The organism is Nostoc sp. UHCC 0870 (genome assembly GCF_022063185.1).
Lineage (GTDB): Bacteria > Cyanobacteriota > Cyanobacteriia > Cyanobacteriales > Nostocaceae > Trichormus.
In genome coordinates, this window is the sequence record NZ_CP091917.1 from 26,214 (window position 1) to 41,311 (window position 15,098).

13 protein-coding genes and 1 pseudogene are annotated in these 15,098 nt (G+C 41.0%); 6 read left to right on the top strand and 8 right to left on the bottom strand.

Annotation, left to right across the window (positions count from 1 at the left end; genetic code table 11):
- The first annotated feature begins 9 nt into the window (after positions 1–9).
- Complete coding sequence (locus L6494_RS29500) at positions 10–2,217, top strand: pentapeptide repeat-containing protein (RefSeq protein ID WP_237997423.1); 2,208 nt, start codon at positions 10–12, stop codon at positions 2,215–2,217.
- Between the two features lie 132 nt (positions 2,218–2,349).
- Here the strand turns inward: L6494_RS29500 and L6494_RS29505 are convergent, their stop codons facing one another.
- Genes L6494_RS29505 through L6494_RS29515 form a run of 3 tightly spaced genes read right to left on the bottom strand, consistent with a single transcriptional unit; the run spans position 2,350 to position 7,109 of the window.
- A complete protein-coding gene (locus tag L6494_RS29505) occupies positions 2,350–5,223 on the bottom strand; it encodes a DEAD/DEAH box helicase (RefSeq protein WP_237997380.1) in 2,874 nt (957 codons plus the stop codon).
- A gap of 48 nt (positions 5,224–5,271) precedes the next feature.
- Positions 5,272–6,339, bottom strand: a complete 1,068-nt coding sequence (locus L6494_RS29510) for a ParB/RepB/Spo0J family partition protein (protein ID WP_237997425.1) — start codon at positions 6,337–6,339, stop codon at positions 5,272–5,274.
- A complete protein-coding gene (locus L6494_RS29515; protein WP_237997381.1) occupies positions 6,339–7,109 on the bottom strand; it encodes a ParA family protein in 771 nt (256 codons plus the stop codon). Before L6494_RS29515 ends, L6494_RS29510 begins: the two co-directional genes overlap by 1 nt.
- Before the next feature lie 204 nt (positions 7,110–7,313).
- On the opposite strand from L6494_RS29515, the gene L6494_RS29520 reads away from it, so the two are divergent.
- On the top strand, positions 7,314–7,457 hold the full coding sequence (locus tag L6494_RS29520) for a hypothetical protein (RefSeq protein WP_237997382.1): 144 nt from the start codon (positions 7,314–7,316) through the stop codon (positions 7,455–7,457).
- Between the two features lie 253 nt (positions 7,458–7,710).
- Here L6494_RS29520 and L6494_RS29525 read toward each other — a convergent pair.
- The 4 genes and pseudogenes from L6494_RS29525 to L6494_RS29540 form a co-directional block, all read right to left on the bottom strand.
- A pseudogene (locus L6494_RS29525) lies at positions 7,711–7,809 on the bottom strand (type II toxin-antitoxin system VapC family toxin); the annotation flags it as partial.
- Complete coding sequence (locus L6494_RS29530; protein WP_237997383.1) at positions 7,809–8,150, bottom strand: DUF2281 domain-containing protein; 342 nt, start codon at positions 8,148–8,150, stop codon at positions 7,809–7,811. The pseudogene L6494_RS29525 and the gene L6494_RS29530, both read right to left, overlap by 1 nt.
- A gap of 4 nt (positions 8,151–8,154) precedes the next feature.
- Positions 8,155–9,051, bottom strand: coding sequence for a ParB/RepB/Spo0J family partition protein (locus L6494_RS29535; protein ID WP_237997384.1), 897 nt, complete (start codon positions 9,049–9,051; stop codon positions 8,155–8,157).
- On the bottom strand, positions 9,038–9,673 hold the full coding sequence (locus tag L6494_RS29540; protein ID WP_237997385.1) for an AAA family ATPase: 636 nt from the start codon (positions 9,671–9,673) through the stop codon (positions 9,038–9,040). Before L6494_RS29540 ends, L6494_RS29535 begins: the two co-directional genes overlap by 14 nt.
- A gap of 175 nt (positions 9,674–9,848) precedes the next feature.
- Here L6494_RS29540 and L6494_RS29545 point away from each other — a divergent pair, with 175 nt between their 5' ends.
- Together L6494_RS29545 and L6494_RS29550 are read left to right on the top strand one after the other, a co-directional pair.
- Positions 9,849–10,850, top strand: a complete 1,002-nt coding sequence (locus L6494_RS29545; RefSeq protein ID WP_237997426.1) for a hypothetical protein — start codon at positions 9,849–9,851, stop codon at positions 10,848–10,850.
- 242 nt (positions 10,851–11,092) lie between these two features.
- On the top strand, positions 11,093–11,401 hold the full coding sequence (locus L6494_RS29550) for an RNA recognition motif domain-containing protein (RefSeq protein WP_237997386.1): 309 nt from the start codon (positions 11,093–11,095) through the stop codon (positions 11,399–11,401).
- Between the two features lie 342 nt (positions 11,402–11,743).
- Here the strand turns inward: L6494_RS29550 and L6494_RS29555 are convergent, their stop codons facing one another.
- Positions 11,744–12,724, bottom strand: a complete 981-nt coding sequence (locus tag L6494_RS29555; protein WP_237997387.1) for a LysR family transcriptional regulator — start codon at positions 12,722–12,724, stop codon at positions 11,744–11,746.
- A 120-nt stretch (positions 12,725–12,844) separates the two neighbouring features.
- On the opposite strand from L6494_RS29555, the gene L6494_RS29560 reads away from it, so the two are divergent.
- Positions 12,845–13,624, top strand: coding sequence for an iron-containing redox enzyme family protein (locus tag L6494_RS29560; RefSeq protein WP_237997388.1), 780 nt, complete (start codon positions 12,845–12,847; stop codon positions 13,622–13,624).
- 76 nt (positions 13,625–13,700) lie between these two features.
- Positions 13,701–15,080, top strand: coding sequence for a WD40 repeat domain-containing protein (locus L6494_RS29565; protein WP_237997389.1), 1,380 nt, complete (start codon positions 13,701–13,703; stop codon positions 15,078–15,080).
- The last annotated feature ends 18 nt before the right edge of the window (positions 15,081–15,098 follow it).

Genomic DNA, 15,098 nt, shown 5'->3' on the forward strand with positions numbered 1-15,098 from the left:
TGCAATATAATGACTAAAAAAGTTTTATTAAAGTTTGGAAAAGGAAGTTTTGACACTGGATTCTCAGCAATTGCTCAATTTGCCGGAGAAAACTCTTGTATCATAGCAGAAGTTCGAGGAGATTTGCCTCCTTCACCGGATTTACTAGAAATATATGAACGATGGAGAATAGCCTATGAAAACCTTGGTTATTCTTTTCGTTCTTTGAATTGGAATCTAAATTCAAGTAGTTCTATAATGGGTAGACATAAATTTTTTGATTTATCTAAAACCCTAGAAAAAAGCTTGAATTTTTGGCTTAATTCTCAAGAATTTCGTTTCATAAAAGATACATTTATTTCTAAATTAAAGCGTTCTGAAGAAAATGTTGTAATCATTCAAACTGAAGATGATTTATTGCGACGAATACCTTGGCATCTTTGGGATATTTTCGATTATTATCCTAAGACTGAAGTTGCTTTGGGTGCATTAACTTATGATAAAGTAGAACGCTTCAGTAATTGTATTTCTAGTGATAAAGTAAGAATTCTTGCAGTTTTAGGAAATAGTGACGGAATTAATCTTCAAAAAGACCGGGAACTACTAGAATGTTTGCCTGATGCAGAAATTAATTTTTTGGTTGAGCCATCCCGTAGAAAATTAGATAGTTTTCTTTGGGATGAGCAAGGTTATGATATCCTTTTTTTTGCTGGGCATAGTTATAGTCAAATAGATGGACAGGCAGGTAATTTTTATATAAATCAAACGGATACTTTAACAATTAGTGAGTTGAAAAATGCTTTAAAAGCATCAATTGAACGTCGGTTACAAATTGCAGTTTTCAATTCTTGTGATGGTTTAGGTTTAGCACAAAGTTTAGCTGATTTGCACATTCCTCAAGTTATTTGTATGCGTGAGCCTGTGCCAGACTTAGTTGCTCATGAATTTTTAAATCAATTTCTTAAGTTATTTTCTAGGGGAAAATCTTTATACTTTTCAGTGCGAGAAGCGAGAGCAAAACTGCAAGGATTAGAAAATGATTTTCCTTGTGCAAGTTGGCTACCTGTTTTGTTTCAAAATCCAGCAGAACCACCTCCTACATGGCAAGAGCTTTGTCCTCTAAGTTTTGTGACTCAGCAGAAAGCCAAAAAAGAATACTTGAGATTATCTCAACAAGGAATAGAAGCTTGGAATAAGTGGAGAGAAAAACATCATGAGTTGCTTCCAGATTTAAGAAACGTAGATTTAGCTGGTGCAAATTTGGCTGGAGCTAATCTTAGCGGAGTTAATCTTAGTAGAGCAAATTTGGCTGAAGCTAATTTGACGGATGCTGATTTGAGAGGTGCTAATTTGACAGACACTAATCTAACCCGATCTCAAGCTTTGAATACTAATTTTACTCAAGCATTATTGACTGGAGTTTGTATACAGGATTGGCATATAAATAATGCAACAAATCTTGAGGGTGTAATTTGCTCTTATATTTATTTACAAGAATCTAAAAAAGAACGTCGTCCCAGTAGTGGAGAGTTTGCACCTGGAGATTTTACTAAGATTTTCCAGAAAGCTTTGAGTACAGTTGACCTCATCTTTAGGAATGGTGTGAATTGGGAAGCTTTTGCTTACTCGTTTAAAAAGATCCAAGTTGAGAACGAAAGTTCTGAGCTATCAATCCAGAGTATTGAAGCAAAAGGCGAAGGCGTGTTTGTTATTAAAGTAAACACTTCCTCTAGCGCAAATAAGGAAAAGATTCATAGCGAATTCATCCAAGGTTATGAGTTTGCCCTTAAAGCTCTAGAAGATAGATACAGGGCAGAACTTAGTAGTAAAAGTGAAGAAATTCAAAGACAGACAGAACATATCAATAAATTATTTTTATTACTTAATCAGCTACAAACAGTGCAAAAAAATATAGCGGAAGCTCCAAAATATGATTTGCGTGGATCTAAATTTGGTGGTGGTTTTACTGAAAAGTTTGAAGTAAACCAGAATGTTACTACTCATTACAACTTTGTAGAAATTCAACAACTACTTAATGACTTAGCTGAGACTAACGCAACGTCGGAGACAGCTTTTGAAGCGATTTATCAAGAAATCAATATTAATAATCCAACCTTGAAAGCTAGGTTGCAAGCTGCCCTAAGAGCAGGAGGGCTAGAAGCCTTAAAGGCGATATTTAATCATCCAGTTCTCAGCATTCCTGTTGAAAAACTTAAAAGTTGGCTGGAAACTGAATAGGGAAAGCGTAAATGAGCGACCATGCAAAAAGTTATAGCACGGTGATGCCTATAGGAATTTCAGCTAGGTTTTTTGAGACAAACTCAAGAAATGCTTAATGTAATAGCTTTCAATCCTAGAAATTAGCAATGATTAAAATTCTCGCATCTCTCCAAATTCCTTGATATATTCCACCAATTCGCTGCTGTAACCCCCTTCAGAAATTCGCCCCAAATTCCCCACCAGAATAAACAGTTCTCGCGCTCTACTCACAGCCACATTCAGTAAATTAGGTCGTCGATTAATAAACCAGAGACTATCAGTTGGTTGACATTGGCGAGTCGAGAAAATTATCACCGACTTCTGACCACCTTGAAAATTATGAACTGTGCCAATGCTCTTGTCAGAAAAATCATCTGACCAGCGAGATTTTAAACGTTGAGTCAGAGCATTTACTTGACGGCGGTAAGGTGAAATAACGCCAATTGTGTTGTCAGAGTCAGGAGAATTTAAGCAATAACCCGCCGTTAACAACTCCTCAATCAACGCTTCTACTGCATCAACTTCTGCCCAATTAACGTTGTTCTCCAGCTTCCCTTCGACATTACAAGCAATCAGGTTAGCACCCAACTGAGAAGCTTTAGGCTCAGTTTTGATGATCATGCCGTAATTGCACAAGCGATCGCAAAAATCAGCAATCACCGGAACGCAACGGTAATGGTACTTAAGGATAATCCCCTGACCAATATCTTGCGGTTGCCCTGATGCCCCAGCCGCTCGGTGATAAGCTGTGGAAGCAGTGGGGCTGTAGCGGTCATAATCTACATCTGTAAGTCCCTGTTCCAGAAAAGATTTGCTACGATATTCCTCTTTCTTCTGGTCGCTCAAATTAACAACCGGCTCCAGTTGTAATGGATCGCCTACAATCAAAGCCCGATTACACCTCACTAAAACGGGAAAAACCTGATGTGGGGGAATTTGACCTGCTTCATCTACAATTACTTGATCAATACAGCCACTATCGGGATAGGGTAACAAATTGCGGATGGAGTGCAAAGTGCAAAGAAACACCGGAAACAACAGACTGATATCCCGATAAATGTTTCTCCAATTTAGACTTAACTGACGGTAAGCATCCCATTCGCCATTCATGACAGCGATGTAAGTCCTCATGGAAGCTATCACTTCATCTTTCCGCCGTCGAGCTTCCTGCTGTTGAAATTGCCAAGACCACTCAAATAACTCTACTTGCAGTGAGTGCAATTCGCTGTAGAAACGACTGTAAAAATCTTTAGTGGGATAAGTAGCGAGTCTGGTTTCAATTTGAGAACGGCGATTAATGAGGTCTGTGAGTTCTTGCTGTAATGACTCTAACTGCTGTTGTGTGCTGTCAAAACTATTTTGTTGCTGCTCCCAAGAAGATGCTTCTGCTAAAAGCTGATTAACATTCTCCTGTGCTGCTATCAGAGATTCAGTTGTCAGTGGAATTTGAAAGGGAAATGGGGTGGCCAGTGTCGCTAACACAGGCATCTCTATTTGTTGATGCAGGCGTTTGAGAATATGATGTGGGCTGCTTTTAGTTATCGAGTGCCAAAATCGTTTAATCGTTTGCAAAATCTGGACAAACCAGTTGTCATTTCTACTCTTATTCTGCCAGTAATCAACTCTAGGCAAAGAACGCCTAGCACTGTCAAGATGTTGTCCTATCTGCTGGTAGGCTTCTAGTGGAAACCTAGAGTAGTCGCGTGAAGATTCTAATGATGAAGGCTTAACAAGAGAGGTCTTCATCGCTGACTCAACCGATTGTATATCTCGGCATAGTTCCTCTAATACTTGTTCATCAGCACTTTTCTGTTGAAGATTATCCTCGTCTTGTTTTCTGTAAAATTCTATTTGTTGAATACCAGCTAATAATTGTTGCTGTGCTGATTCCCATTCATCGTGATTAAACGTTTCTTTGGTTAACCAATCGAGTGCAGTTTGCAAACTAGGTAAAACTTGGCTCTCAACTAAATCCCTTGAACCTCCTGATAAGTAGAAACGGTCAGAGGTCAAGTTACTGGCTAAGATTTTCTCAACGTTCTTGACAGCAAAATTGTTAGTGCTTGTTACCAGAGTTAGGTTACTTCTATCTCTCCCAGTTGTTGCTAATTCCACGGCTCGACTTACCACTTGCTGCGCTATCTTATGCAACAACAATGTCGTCTTGCCATTCCCCGGTGGGCCAATCACAGCAGTAATAGAGTTTAACTGAGAATGTTTAAGAGCTTGTGCCTGATAGTCATCGGGTAGCGAGTTGGGAAAAGCACCTAGAAAAACGACATCATGCTGAGGTGCTTTTGGTTGCCCAAACAGATATTCATAAGCTGGATGTCCTGGTTTTGCCCAGGAAAAATAATTCTGTTCGCTGATTTTTTGAAAATCTTTTTTGAGGTGGTAATTAAAAGCAGTGTAGTCAAAATCCAACAAATAAGGAAGAAGTTTTGACCGTACAGGAAACGGCGGTAATTCAATCAGCCCCATAAAGTCTTGTAGCGTCTTAAAGGGACGATTGAAAGTAGTTTCGAGAAAAACTTTCAACCCTTCCCTTGTGACCAAAGACTCAGCCGCTTCTTCCTCCAGCCCATACCACTGCATCAAATTGGGAATAACAGGCTGAAACTCGTACTGGGTTAAATCCCATCCGCTACTACGATAATTCCCCTCAAAGATAGGAGAAACGTTAATGGTGAACAACGGGCGAAATTGACGGCGATTGCTTTCAATTTCATAAATCTGGGGGAAAGCTACAGCAATTGATGGTAATTCTGTTTGAACTTTGTTCTTTGAATTTTTAAAGGGTTGCTTTAGTTCTTTAAATAAAGACTCGTCTATTAATAATTTATCTCCTACCAGACTTACGAGAGAGTCCCAGATGTTGGGCTGAGTAGATTCGTCAGCTTCTACTTTGGCATTACTCAAATTTTCGACTTTTATGTAATCTAACCAAGCTTTGAGTAATGCTCGAATCTGTGAAGCTTCCGCCATCTCTGTTTCTCCCCTCGCACCCAATCATGAATCACAGTTTTAAAAACTCTATTCGTATAGTAATGCTTCTAGCTTGTTTAGAAGATTTACTATCTGTTTTTCCTTACGAGGTTCTTTCCATAGCTGACGTTTTTTAATGCGCTGGGTGATATCTTTGAGCCGTTCTGGTATTTGGTTAGGTGTTTTAGATGACGGTGGTTCAGATGAAATGTTGGCAATGATTTGTTCTTTGATTTGGCTTAAAGACCAATCGTTAGCTATTGCCCTTGACAATAGTTCAAGTCGCAGTTCTTCATCTTTTACCCGTGCCAGAGCTTGAGCTTTCGTGTATTCCAGCTTGCCTTCTCGCAGTGCCATTAAAATTTCTTCAGGCAGATTGAGCAACGGTAAACGCTTGGTGGTAAACGATAGCCAATTCATCAGCCCCAGGCTCTCAAATACCTGTTCTACCGTCTTTGATTGCTCCATATCCACTTTAGGAGAAACGTTTCTCCTAGATTCTGTCTGCTCATCCAAATTCTCAGAAATGTTATCCCCAGTTTCCGTTGATTCTGAGTTAGGAGAAACGTTTCTCCTAGATTCATCTAATGAGTCTGTTTGCTGCTTTTCTTCTTTACTGTGAGCGTTTTTCATGCGGTACAGCAAGGATTTGACAGCTTCTACATCACAATGCAGCCGGATTGCTAACAGGTGTAAGATACCTTCAGTTTCTTCAACAGGGTTTAGGTCTTCTCGTTGCAGGTTTTCAATCAAAGCCAACTGAAACGCTTGGTCATCCGATAGCTCACGTACAACCACAGGCACAGCTTTTAGCTTTACTTCTTGTGCTGCCCGATAACGTCTTTCTCCTGCTACTAATTCGTATTTCCCTTCGCCTAGTGGACGCACTAACAGAGGTTGAAGGATGCCATGCTGTTTGACTGATTCTACTAATTCTTTTAATGCTTGTGGGTCAAAGTATCGTCTGGGCTGGTGTGGGGGTAGAACTATATCTTCCAGCTTGATAGTCGTTTCAGTAGCTCTTGATGTTTCTACATCTGGTGAGTCTAACCAAGGTGCAGGGGGTGGAGTTGTAATTTGCCCCCCAAAGGGTTTTTCAGTTTGTTTACGTCTTATCACAAAGCCTCCAAAGCCAAAGCTATTTCTTCAAGGATAGTGACTACAGAATGTTTAGGGTCAAACACTGCTAGGGGCGCACGTTCTTCTGTCGCATCAACAAAAGCAGTAGCTCTGGGGATAGCAGGGAAAATCCGACCCCAAGCTGAAAGTTGTTCTTGGATTGCTGCCAATGCTCGTTTATCGGCTGAGTTCTGTTGAGCATACCGCGTAGGAACAAACCCTACTATTTGGATTTTGCGGTTGGCTTTATTTTTTACGTGGGTGATAGTTTGCAAGAGTTCGTCAGTTCCTTCAAAGGCTTTGAGATGGGTTTCCACAGGGACGAGTACGTGTGTGGCTGCGACTAACGAGATGTAAGACAGCAATCCTAAACTGGGGGGACAGTCTATAAGGATAAAGTCGTATTCATCCTGAATAGGTTCAATGGCTTCCTTGAGGCGTAAGTCGCGCATAGCAGCACTAACTAACTGCATTTCTGCTCCACTCAAGACTCGGTTAGCTGGAACTAAGTCCATACCGTGAATGCCCTCATGAATCGGTAAGGGCTGCTCGTTGATAATGGCATCAGCAACAGTTTTTTGTAACTGAGATGGCACTAACCCCATGAATTTGGTCAATGAGGCTTGGGGGTCTATGTCGATGAGGAGAACGCGGTGTTCTCGTTTGGCTAGGTGGTATCCCAGGTTTTGGGTCAGTGTCGATTTGGCGACACCACCCGCCTGATTAAACAGGGCTATAATGCGGCATTGCTTGTCAGTAGTTGACACTGGCTCTTGTCCCTAGAAGATACGTTAACGTTTGGTCAACCGACTCGGTTTTAGTTTCCAGTTTACGTGGTGAAGGTGAAAAAGGTTTATTTTTAGATATAAATTCCAGCAGTTTTTATATAACTTCACCGTCTGTAGATTTAACAAGGTCACAGTTAGAATTGAGTTACGTAAGAAGATAACTGTAGTTTCGATAATCTCAGTATGAAAATTAACTCCCTAGCTGACTTAGAAAAACTGGAATCACAGATAGGGGAGAAAGTAGCGAAGCTGCTATCAGCCGCCATGCAACGGCTGAAAACGCTACCCAGAGAGGGTTTCATCAAAATTTTTCAACTTTTACCCTAAAATGAGATTTTGACCAATTGGATGCACATTTAAAGGTGTACCATTTAAACCTCACTGATTTTTACAGCCTGAAACCCGCATGGCTACGTTACTAAATGCAGTACCAAATAGCGTAAAGGTCAATTGGTACTGCAAAAACAAGCGAGTTCTGAGGATTTCGGGTTAAAGAGCTATTTTATTTTTGAAACCTTTACGTAACAAGACTTTCAGGCGGTGCGTGGCGGCTCATGACAGGCTCGCTACTTTTACCCCAGGTAGCGATGTTTAATTCTCCAACCTCAGTTATTCGACGAATGACCTTTGGTTCGCCAAGGATGATAGCACTACAGTGATTAGTATCTAGCAGGTACATTACTCAAAAGGATTTATATCATAATCGAACTTGGCTTTACCACGAGTCGCGTAAACAGACTGAAGACACTCATCAAAGTCATCACCGGACCAAGTTCCTGCGTGTCTGAGAATAGAGCGACCGGAAGCCGGACGGTAGGGTAGCTGAGAACTGTCTATCGGGGTTTCTTCTGGTTGAGGTAGGGTATCGGAACTTCCTGTTTCTGGCTTAATATGCGGTGATTGAGTATCTTTTTTAACTGTTTGTTTGGTTTTCAAAAAACGGAGAAAATCAAGAGTTTCTTCTAGCAGTGACTCTGGAGAAGATTCAATTTCTTGGAGCAGGATTTCTTTGATAGTCATATAATTAATCCTCAGCTAGTATGGTTTCTATTTGTATCAACAACTTTTCTAATTTTTTCTGTTTTTTCGGGTCATCCCAGGCTTTTGCTTTTTGAAAACGATGGGTAATATCTTGCATCTTCTGCTTTAGCGTTTGGGGTTCTTCCTTGGGAGGGCGGACAGCTTTAAGCCGCTCTCGAATTTGGGCAAGAGATAAGTTTTGAGTTATCGCTTCTTCCAATAACTCTTTTCTTGATGCCTCATCCTTTAAGCGAGCAATCGCTTGGGCTTTAGTATATGCGATTCTGCCAATTCGCAGGGCTTCAAGAATTTCACTTGGTAAATTCAGTAATGTTAGCCTAGTTGTAACGAAAGACTCCCATGCAATAAATGCTAGCTCATTAAAAATAGCTTGAATTCTCAGGGCTTCAGAACTAATCAAAACGTTTTGATTAGTATTGCCAATCACTTCATTCCGCATCCGGTAAAGAAGAGAAGTAACCTCTGCAACATCAATTTTAAGTTTGAGACTTAATAGCTGAAGAATTCCTTCTGTTTCCTCTACAGGATTCAAATCTTCACGTTGTAGGTTCTCAACAAGTGCAAGTTGAACTGCTTCATCATCAGTTAGTTTTCTGACAGTTACAGGCACTAAAGCCAACCCAGCTTCTTTGGCAGCCCGATAACGTCGTTCTCCTGCTACTAATTCATACTGACCGATTTTTTCTACAGGACGAACTAATAACGGTTCTAAAATTCCATGTGTGGAAATTGACTCCTTTAATTGTTGAAGCTTTTGAGTGTCAAAATAGCGGCGAGGTTGGTTTGGTGGAAGAATGATTGAATCGATAGATATTTCACGAACATTAGACAAATCAGCATCAAATTTCCAATCATCTTTCAAGCTATTACGCCTTGCCATAACTCAAAGCCTCCTCGAAAAGCTGCTCATATTCTCTTGCAGCTTGAAATGCAGCATCACCAGACATATTAAAAACGGTAGCAGATTGACCTGGTGCATCAGCAATAACCTGTCGCTGATAAATCACTTGCTTCAACAAAGTTAGCCCTTGGGTTTGGGATAAAACTTCTTGAGCTTCTCTCAATAATACAGTTCCCTTTGCAGCCCGACTTAAAAACATCGCGGCTTTGGGAGTTCCTTTGCGGATTTTCTGAGCTTGGTTGACCAAACGGACAATATCTTTAGTTGCTAGTAAATCCAAATTTGATGGCTGCACAGGCACTAAGGCAAAATCAACACTCAACAATACGGCTTTAGCTGTTTCACCAAGCACGGCTGGAGAATCTACTATAACTGATTCATACTCTCCTGAATACATTGCAATTTGGTCAAACAGATCATCAGGATCATTTACAACTAAAGAAGGTAAGTTAAGTTTTGCTAGCCACTGACTGGAACTTGTTTGTCCATCCGAGTCAATAACTATCACACTCTGCTTTCTCTGCGCTAACCAGTGTGCAAGATGGACTGCTGTTGTCGATTTTCCACACCCACCCTTTCTGTTTAAAATACCAATCAACATTAATTCTGCCTAATATTTTTCAGCTTAGATTTGGGCTTACTGCCATCAATTATGCTGCTTTTCTACATGGTAGATTCTGGTCTACAGAATGTCTATATTAATGTTTACAACTTTGCTCCCCACAGTGCATACCATTAAGATTGAATCAGACCGCGATTTTAAAAAAACAACAATTATGGCATCTGCCGAGCCTACGCCCAATAAGCCTACTAATATTGAATTACAGTTTATCCAACCTCTTGCAGATCAAGATGAGGAAAAAACTCAAGAGTCTCTAGAGCTTTCTACAACGGAGCTAGAGGCAGATTCTCCACTGTCAGCCCCAACTGATAATGAACAAGTCCATCTTGATACTGCTTCACAAATAGATTCTATTGAAGCTTCAGGCGCGATGTTTCAAGCTGTTGGCGTAATTACAGGGGAGGTAAACCTAAATTCCGAAGGCAGCAGCACTGTTACTATTGGTCGAAATCAATACCCACTTTTCTACATTGGGCGAAAACTGAAAGTATTTGAAGCTCTCAAAAAAGAAATAGAAACTACTGGCAACCATACTCAACGTTTAGTAGTTTATCCAAAGGCAATTCATTTTCCACGCAGAGAACAACCCCATCAAATCGCTTTTCAGCTAGTAGGTTTTGACAGAGGGCGATTCCAAGAGACAATCTCAGGAGAGTTAGAAGACCTGGAGTTTAAATTATCAGGACTGTGGCAGTTTATTCCTGTCTGTCAAACTCCCTGCATCTCTGTGTTCCGCAACTTTACCCGTGAAAGACTCGAATATATTAAGCAAGCCGAACCAGCCCGAAAGGTAAAATTCATGAAGGCTAGCCATGTGCCAATGCTTTGGAAGGATGCGCCGGTTAGACCCTTCCGATTTAATCCCAAAATTCCAAAACTTGAGCAAGGACACGCACTGTTTGTCACCCTCAAAGCAAAATTTCTACCAGGGCGTGATGTATTTGGTTTTGTGGCACTCACCGCACCACCCCAAGACACTGCACCCAGATTTCTCAAAGCCTCCAAACAAGATAAAGCCACAGTCCAGCAATCTGCCAAAAAGACTCAGCCCAAAGGGCATCGGCCATATAAAAAGGAACAATTAAGCAGCAATCCTCTACCTAAACCAATTCCGAAAAAAAAGCCCCAAGTGATTGAGGGTGAAACAGACAAATAGCGATCGCATCCAAGTGTAAGCCATACCTACAATCACTCAACGTGCTACAAGTGTTGACGACTGCACCCACATCATCACATCACTGGTTAACCATCTATTAACCATTTACTGGATGCGTAGATTTATCTTCTATGCCATTCTAGAAAACGAGAGTTAATTCGGTGGCAGTGTTGGTTTTTAGTATTCACAGGCTTCTCTCCGAAATTTAAATCTCTACAAATTTATGATTTTGGAGAAAATCGATGTCAATTTATGTAGGTAACCTCTCTTATGAAGTTACAGAAGATGATCTTAAGGGTGTTTTTGCTGAATATGGTACTGTAAAGCGGGTTCAAGTACCACAAGACCGCGAAACAGGCCGTCCGAGAGGCTTCGCTTTCGTGGAAATGGGAACAGATGCTGAAGAAACTGCTGCCATTGAAGCTCTTGATGGTGCTGAATGGATGGGTCGTGGACTCAAAGTTAACAAAGCCAAGCCCAAAGAAGATAGAGGTTCATCTGGTGGCGGACGGGGGGGATATAGTGGCGGCGGTGGACGCGGACGCTACTAAGCTTTGAAACCTGAAATTTGAGAGAGCGAATTTTTAGGTCGGACAAGAAGTTTATCTTTTTTTGCACTTTTAGCCCCTGATTAGGCCTACAAAAGCAGGATAAAAGACGTTTCCGCACTTGAGAACTGACATAGATAATAATCAATGCCCTCATAAACACTATGAGGGCATTGATTATGGAATTCAGCAGCAGTAAGAAAAAACTAAGCAATGGTAGTTCTTACTGACTTCAAAGCTATATCTATAAAGGATTACAGAAGCCAATGGTGGATACCTTTGTTGCTCGGTGGGGGTTTGAAAATTTTTTAGCTTACAATTTTCTCGTTTGGCACAGTGACTCCGTTAATCGGCAGACGATGCACAACGTTTTGCTATCTCTTGAACTACTATGAGGAATTGGCGCAGCAAGATCGAATCGGTTGGTGCTGGCTGTAACAAATCCTTGAGATCCGCCCGTCGCCACACCACTGCAATTTGTCGAGCAAAGGAAATATCTTGAAGCTCTCGGTACACCACTCCTTGACGTTGAAGCGTTTGTACGTTATCCGGTAGAATTGACACACCTGCGCCTGCTGCTACTAAGCTGAGGTTAATTACCATCCAAGTTGCTTTGACCGTTTCCAGCAATGTTGCCTTGAATCCCCGAAGCTCGAATTGTGATAAGAGTACTTTGTAGGAAGGTACAGCATCAAGCGGTGGCAAAATGAGATGTTCGTACTTGAGTGCTTCAAGTGGAATGTACTCAAGTGCCGCCAGGGGATGAGATTCTGGTAATGCCACCACAAAAGACTCTTGCACAATCGGGAGAAAGTTCAAAGTTGAATCATCTGAATAAGGATTAGGCAGATGTTCAAATCCAACATTGATCGAGGTATCTCGTAGTCCTTGCATCATTTCCTCATTCGTCATTGCTCGCAGTTCCAATTCCACTTTCGGATAACGATTGCGAAAGGTTTTGAGAATGTCGGGAAGTAAACTATTGGCGATCGCAGTGTTGACCACCACCACCAGTTTGCCAATTTCGCCACGGCTAGCTTCCTGTGAGTGTTTCACCGCCTGTTCGAGCGCAGTAATGGCAATTCTTAGCTCTGTAAAAAAAACCTTTCCTGCCACCGTTAGCACCGGAGGGCGACGAGAGCGATCAAACAATTCCACGCTCAACGCCGCTTCCAAAGCAGCGATTGTTTTGCTGAGGTATGATTGCTCCACATCTAAACGAACAGCCGCTTTACTAAAGCTTTTTTGCTCGCCCGTTTCTGCAACAAGCTCCATAAAATACTGTAGCTGGCGCATTTCCAGTTGATTCCAGATTTTAAGGGTCATTTTCCCGCAATAATATAATTAAAACGTCATATTAATATGATTAAAATTACCTTACTAACATATTCATAATTTCCTAAGCTTGCTTTCATGAATTCATAACCCGCAACTAGAAAATTGTTTATGAAAGAGCAGCCTGCTATCACTGACACCTCTAGCCGCTTAAATCGAGACATAGAACTGGCTCCTGCGGTGAAAGCGCAAGAATCAGCAATTTGTTCTCAAGTAATCGCTTATTGTAACGAAGTCCTTGATCGCAGTCGCTTTTTTTGCCTGCTCAAAGCAGGAGCGATCACTCCACCAATGATGCAATATACTTTTCTCCAATACCATCATTGGCGGGATCGGCTGCATAGATGGTTCGGCTTGTGCATCGTCAAAGCTGACAGTTGCATTGACCCAGACCAAAAATCCGCGATTATGTCTTTGGCAGATCACACCTTTACCGACTTGCAAGATGGACATAATGAGATGTACGCAGAATTTCTTTACGATTTGGGATTGAGTGATGCGGAAATTATGGCAAGTCAACCAAGTGCCGCAACTGCATCCTATGAACGTTCGTTTTTCGATGAATTCGGCTACGAGAGCGACAATTTTTACGAAGCCCTGGCTGCGTTGAGTGGTCGGGAATTGTGCGTGTCAATCCGAAATGCCAGAATTATGCAATCTTACTTTGATGCTCATGGTATGAAGCATCCGATTTGGTTGAGCTTGCACGCAAAATTAGAGGTGAATCATTTCCAAGATTCTATTCGTCCGGTACTGACTCACTACGATGGAGATTCAACCAAACTAAAGAATGTAATCAAAGCCGTCGAGGGTGGGATCAAACGACACATACAATATTTCGACGATCTGCTGCATGAGTACGAATTTAAAGCCGACATTAAGCAGAAATAGCTGCGTATTCGGAAATTAAGCTTGAAAACCATTGTTGTATTTAAGGTGGCAGTTAGGTTAAGGGGAAGTTCTAAGTATGGTTGGAAAGAGTCGTTATCAAGCTTGGCAGTGCGTGCAAGTTATTGCAGATTATGTTGATTCTTCTGAATACTTTTTACAATATGCAGAAGATAATTCGCGCTTTAATACGTACCTATTTATACTAGGGAATTTTGGTAGTGGTGTAATTCCTCAAAAGTCTGAGGACTCTTCTAACTTTTTCAGGACTCTCAACCGTGATTTACTTGGAGCAATGCTTGATGCTGGTACGGGTACTGCACGAGCTTATCAAGTTGGATATCCCTCTACCCCTTTCGTCAATTGTGTTGAAAAAGTTGCTTTTAGCCCTAATGGGGAATTACTAGCTAGTACTTTATCTATTTTTAGAGATAATGGCTCCATCGAAAAATGGGTCAAATTGTGGAACATTGCCACAGGGGAAGAACTACATACCTTTAATGATGATTTTTTTTTCGGTTTCAGTGAAGATGGAAAAACATTAGCAGGAAGAGACTGGCTCTGGGATATAGAAACAAAGCAAAGAACACAAAAGATTGCTGAAAATGTGGATGCTCACTGGAGTATTGCTCTTAGTCCTGATTTTCAGACACTCGTTAGTTTTCAGCGAAGAGAAACTAATTTTCCTACAAGAATATGGAATAAAAAAAACTACATTCAAGTTGATATTCCGTCCTTGTCAGCTCCGTTTGAGCCAATACATGATTATCGCCTTACTCAATTTAGCCCAGATGGACGAATCCTCGCTAAAGTAATTGGTGACTATGACAGACTTTTATTATGTGACGTTGCTGCAAACCAGCAAATCTCTCTAGATTTCCGAAGAACAGGAGGTTGTATTGGTAATCTTGCATTTAGTCCTGATGGTCAAATGGTTGCTGTTGCATTAGAACAAGTTGAAGGATTTGGGTCTGTATATAAAACATCCTGGGTTGACGTTCTATCCATCCCAAAGATTTCGGGGATTAAAGTTCTGGATGCATTTTCGGCATTTTTTGGAGCTAAATTTATCGACCCAAATGCGTCATATGATAGGCGACAATTGTTAGCCTCCACAAAATATTCTCTCGGTAAGAGGTGGATCATCTGCTTAGTAGATGTAGCTACAGGAAGAGAACTTTCTCGCATCAGAGTTGGTAGCAAGTTTTATGGTTCGTTTATTCACTCTCTTGCCTTTAGCCCGGATAGTCAAACTCTAGCTTGTGGTCATGGAATAGGATATATCACGCTTTGGCAACTAAGTAATAGCTCATCTTCTCTTGCAGCTAAAAAAGTTTGTTCTTTTGCGAGTGATTTCCGTGCAGAAGTTAAATCATTAGCATTTCATCCTAGCCATAATCAACAAATTTTAGTTAGTGGTCATGCAGATGGGGCAATTAGAATGTGGCGGCTAAGATAAATTGTCAATTATAATCCT

Excerpts from the sequence above, each read along its gene's own strand:
- L6494_RS29555 (WP_237997387.1), bottom strand. The coding sequence starts at position 12,724 with ATGACCCTTAAAATCTGGAATCAACTGGAAATGCGCCAGCTACAGTAT.
- L6494_RS29520 (WP_237997382.1), top strand. The coding sequence starts at position 7,314 with ATGAAAATTAACTCCCTAGCTGACTTAGAAAAACTGGAATCACAGATA.
- L6494_RS29560 (WP_237997388.1), top strand. The coding sequence starts at position 12,845 with ATGAAAGAGCAGCCTGCTATCACTGACACCTCTAGCCGCTTAAATCGA.
- L6494_RS29535 (WP_237997384.1), bottom strand. The coding sequence starts at position 9,051 with ATGGCAAGGCGTAATAGCTTGAAAGATGATTGGAAATTTGATGCTGAT.
- L6494_RS29500 (WP_237997423.1), top strand. The coding sequence starts at position 10 with ATGACTAAAAAAGTTTTATTAAAGTTTGGAAAAGGAAGTTTTGACACT.
- L6494_RS29565 (WP_237997389.1), top strand. The coding sequence starts at position 13,701 with ATGGTTGGAAAGAGTCGTTATCAAGCTTGGCAGTGCGTGCAAGTTATT.
- L6494_RS29550 (WP_237997386.1), top strand. The coding sequence starts at position 11,093 with ATGTCAATTTATGTAGGTAACCTCTCTTATGAAGTTACAGAAGATGAT.
- L6494_RS29540 (WP_237997385.1), bottom strand. The coding sequence starts at position 9,673 with ATGTTGATTGGTATTTTAAACAGAAAGGGTGGGTGTGGAAAATCGACA.
- L6494_RS29545 (WP_237997426.1), top strand. The coding sequence starts at position 9,849 with ATGGCATCTGCCGAGCCTACGCCCAATAAGCCTACTAATATTGAATTA.
- L6494_RS29505 (WP_237997380.1), bottom strand. The coding sequence starts at position 5,223 with ATGGCGGAAGCTTCACAGATTCGAGCATTACTCAAAGCTTGGTTAGAT.
- L6494_RS29530 (WP_237997383.1), bottom strand. The coding sequence starts at position 8,150 with ATGACTATCAAAGAAATCCTGCTCCAAGAAATTGAATCTTCTCCAGAG.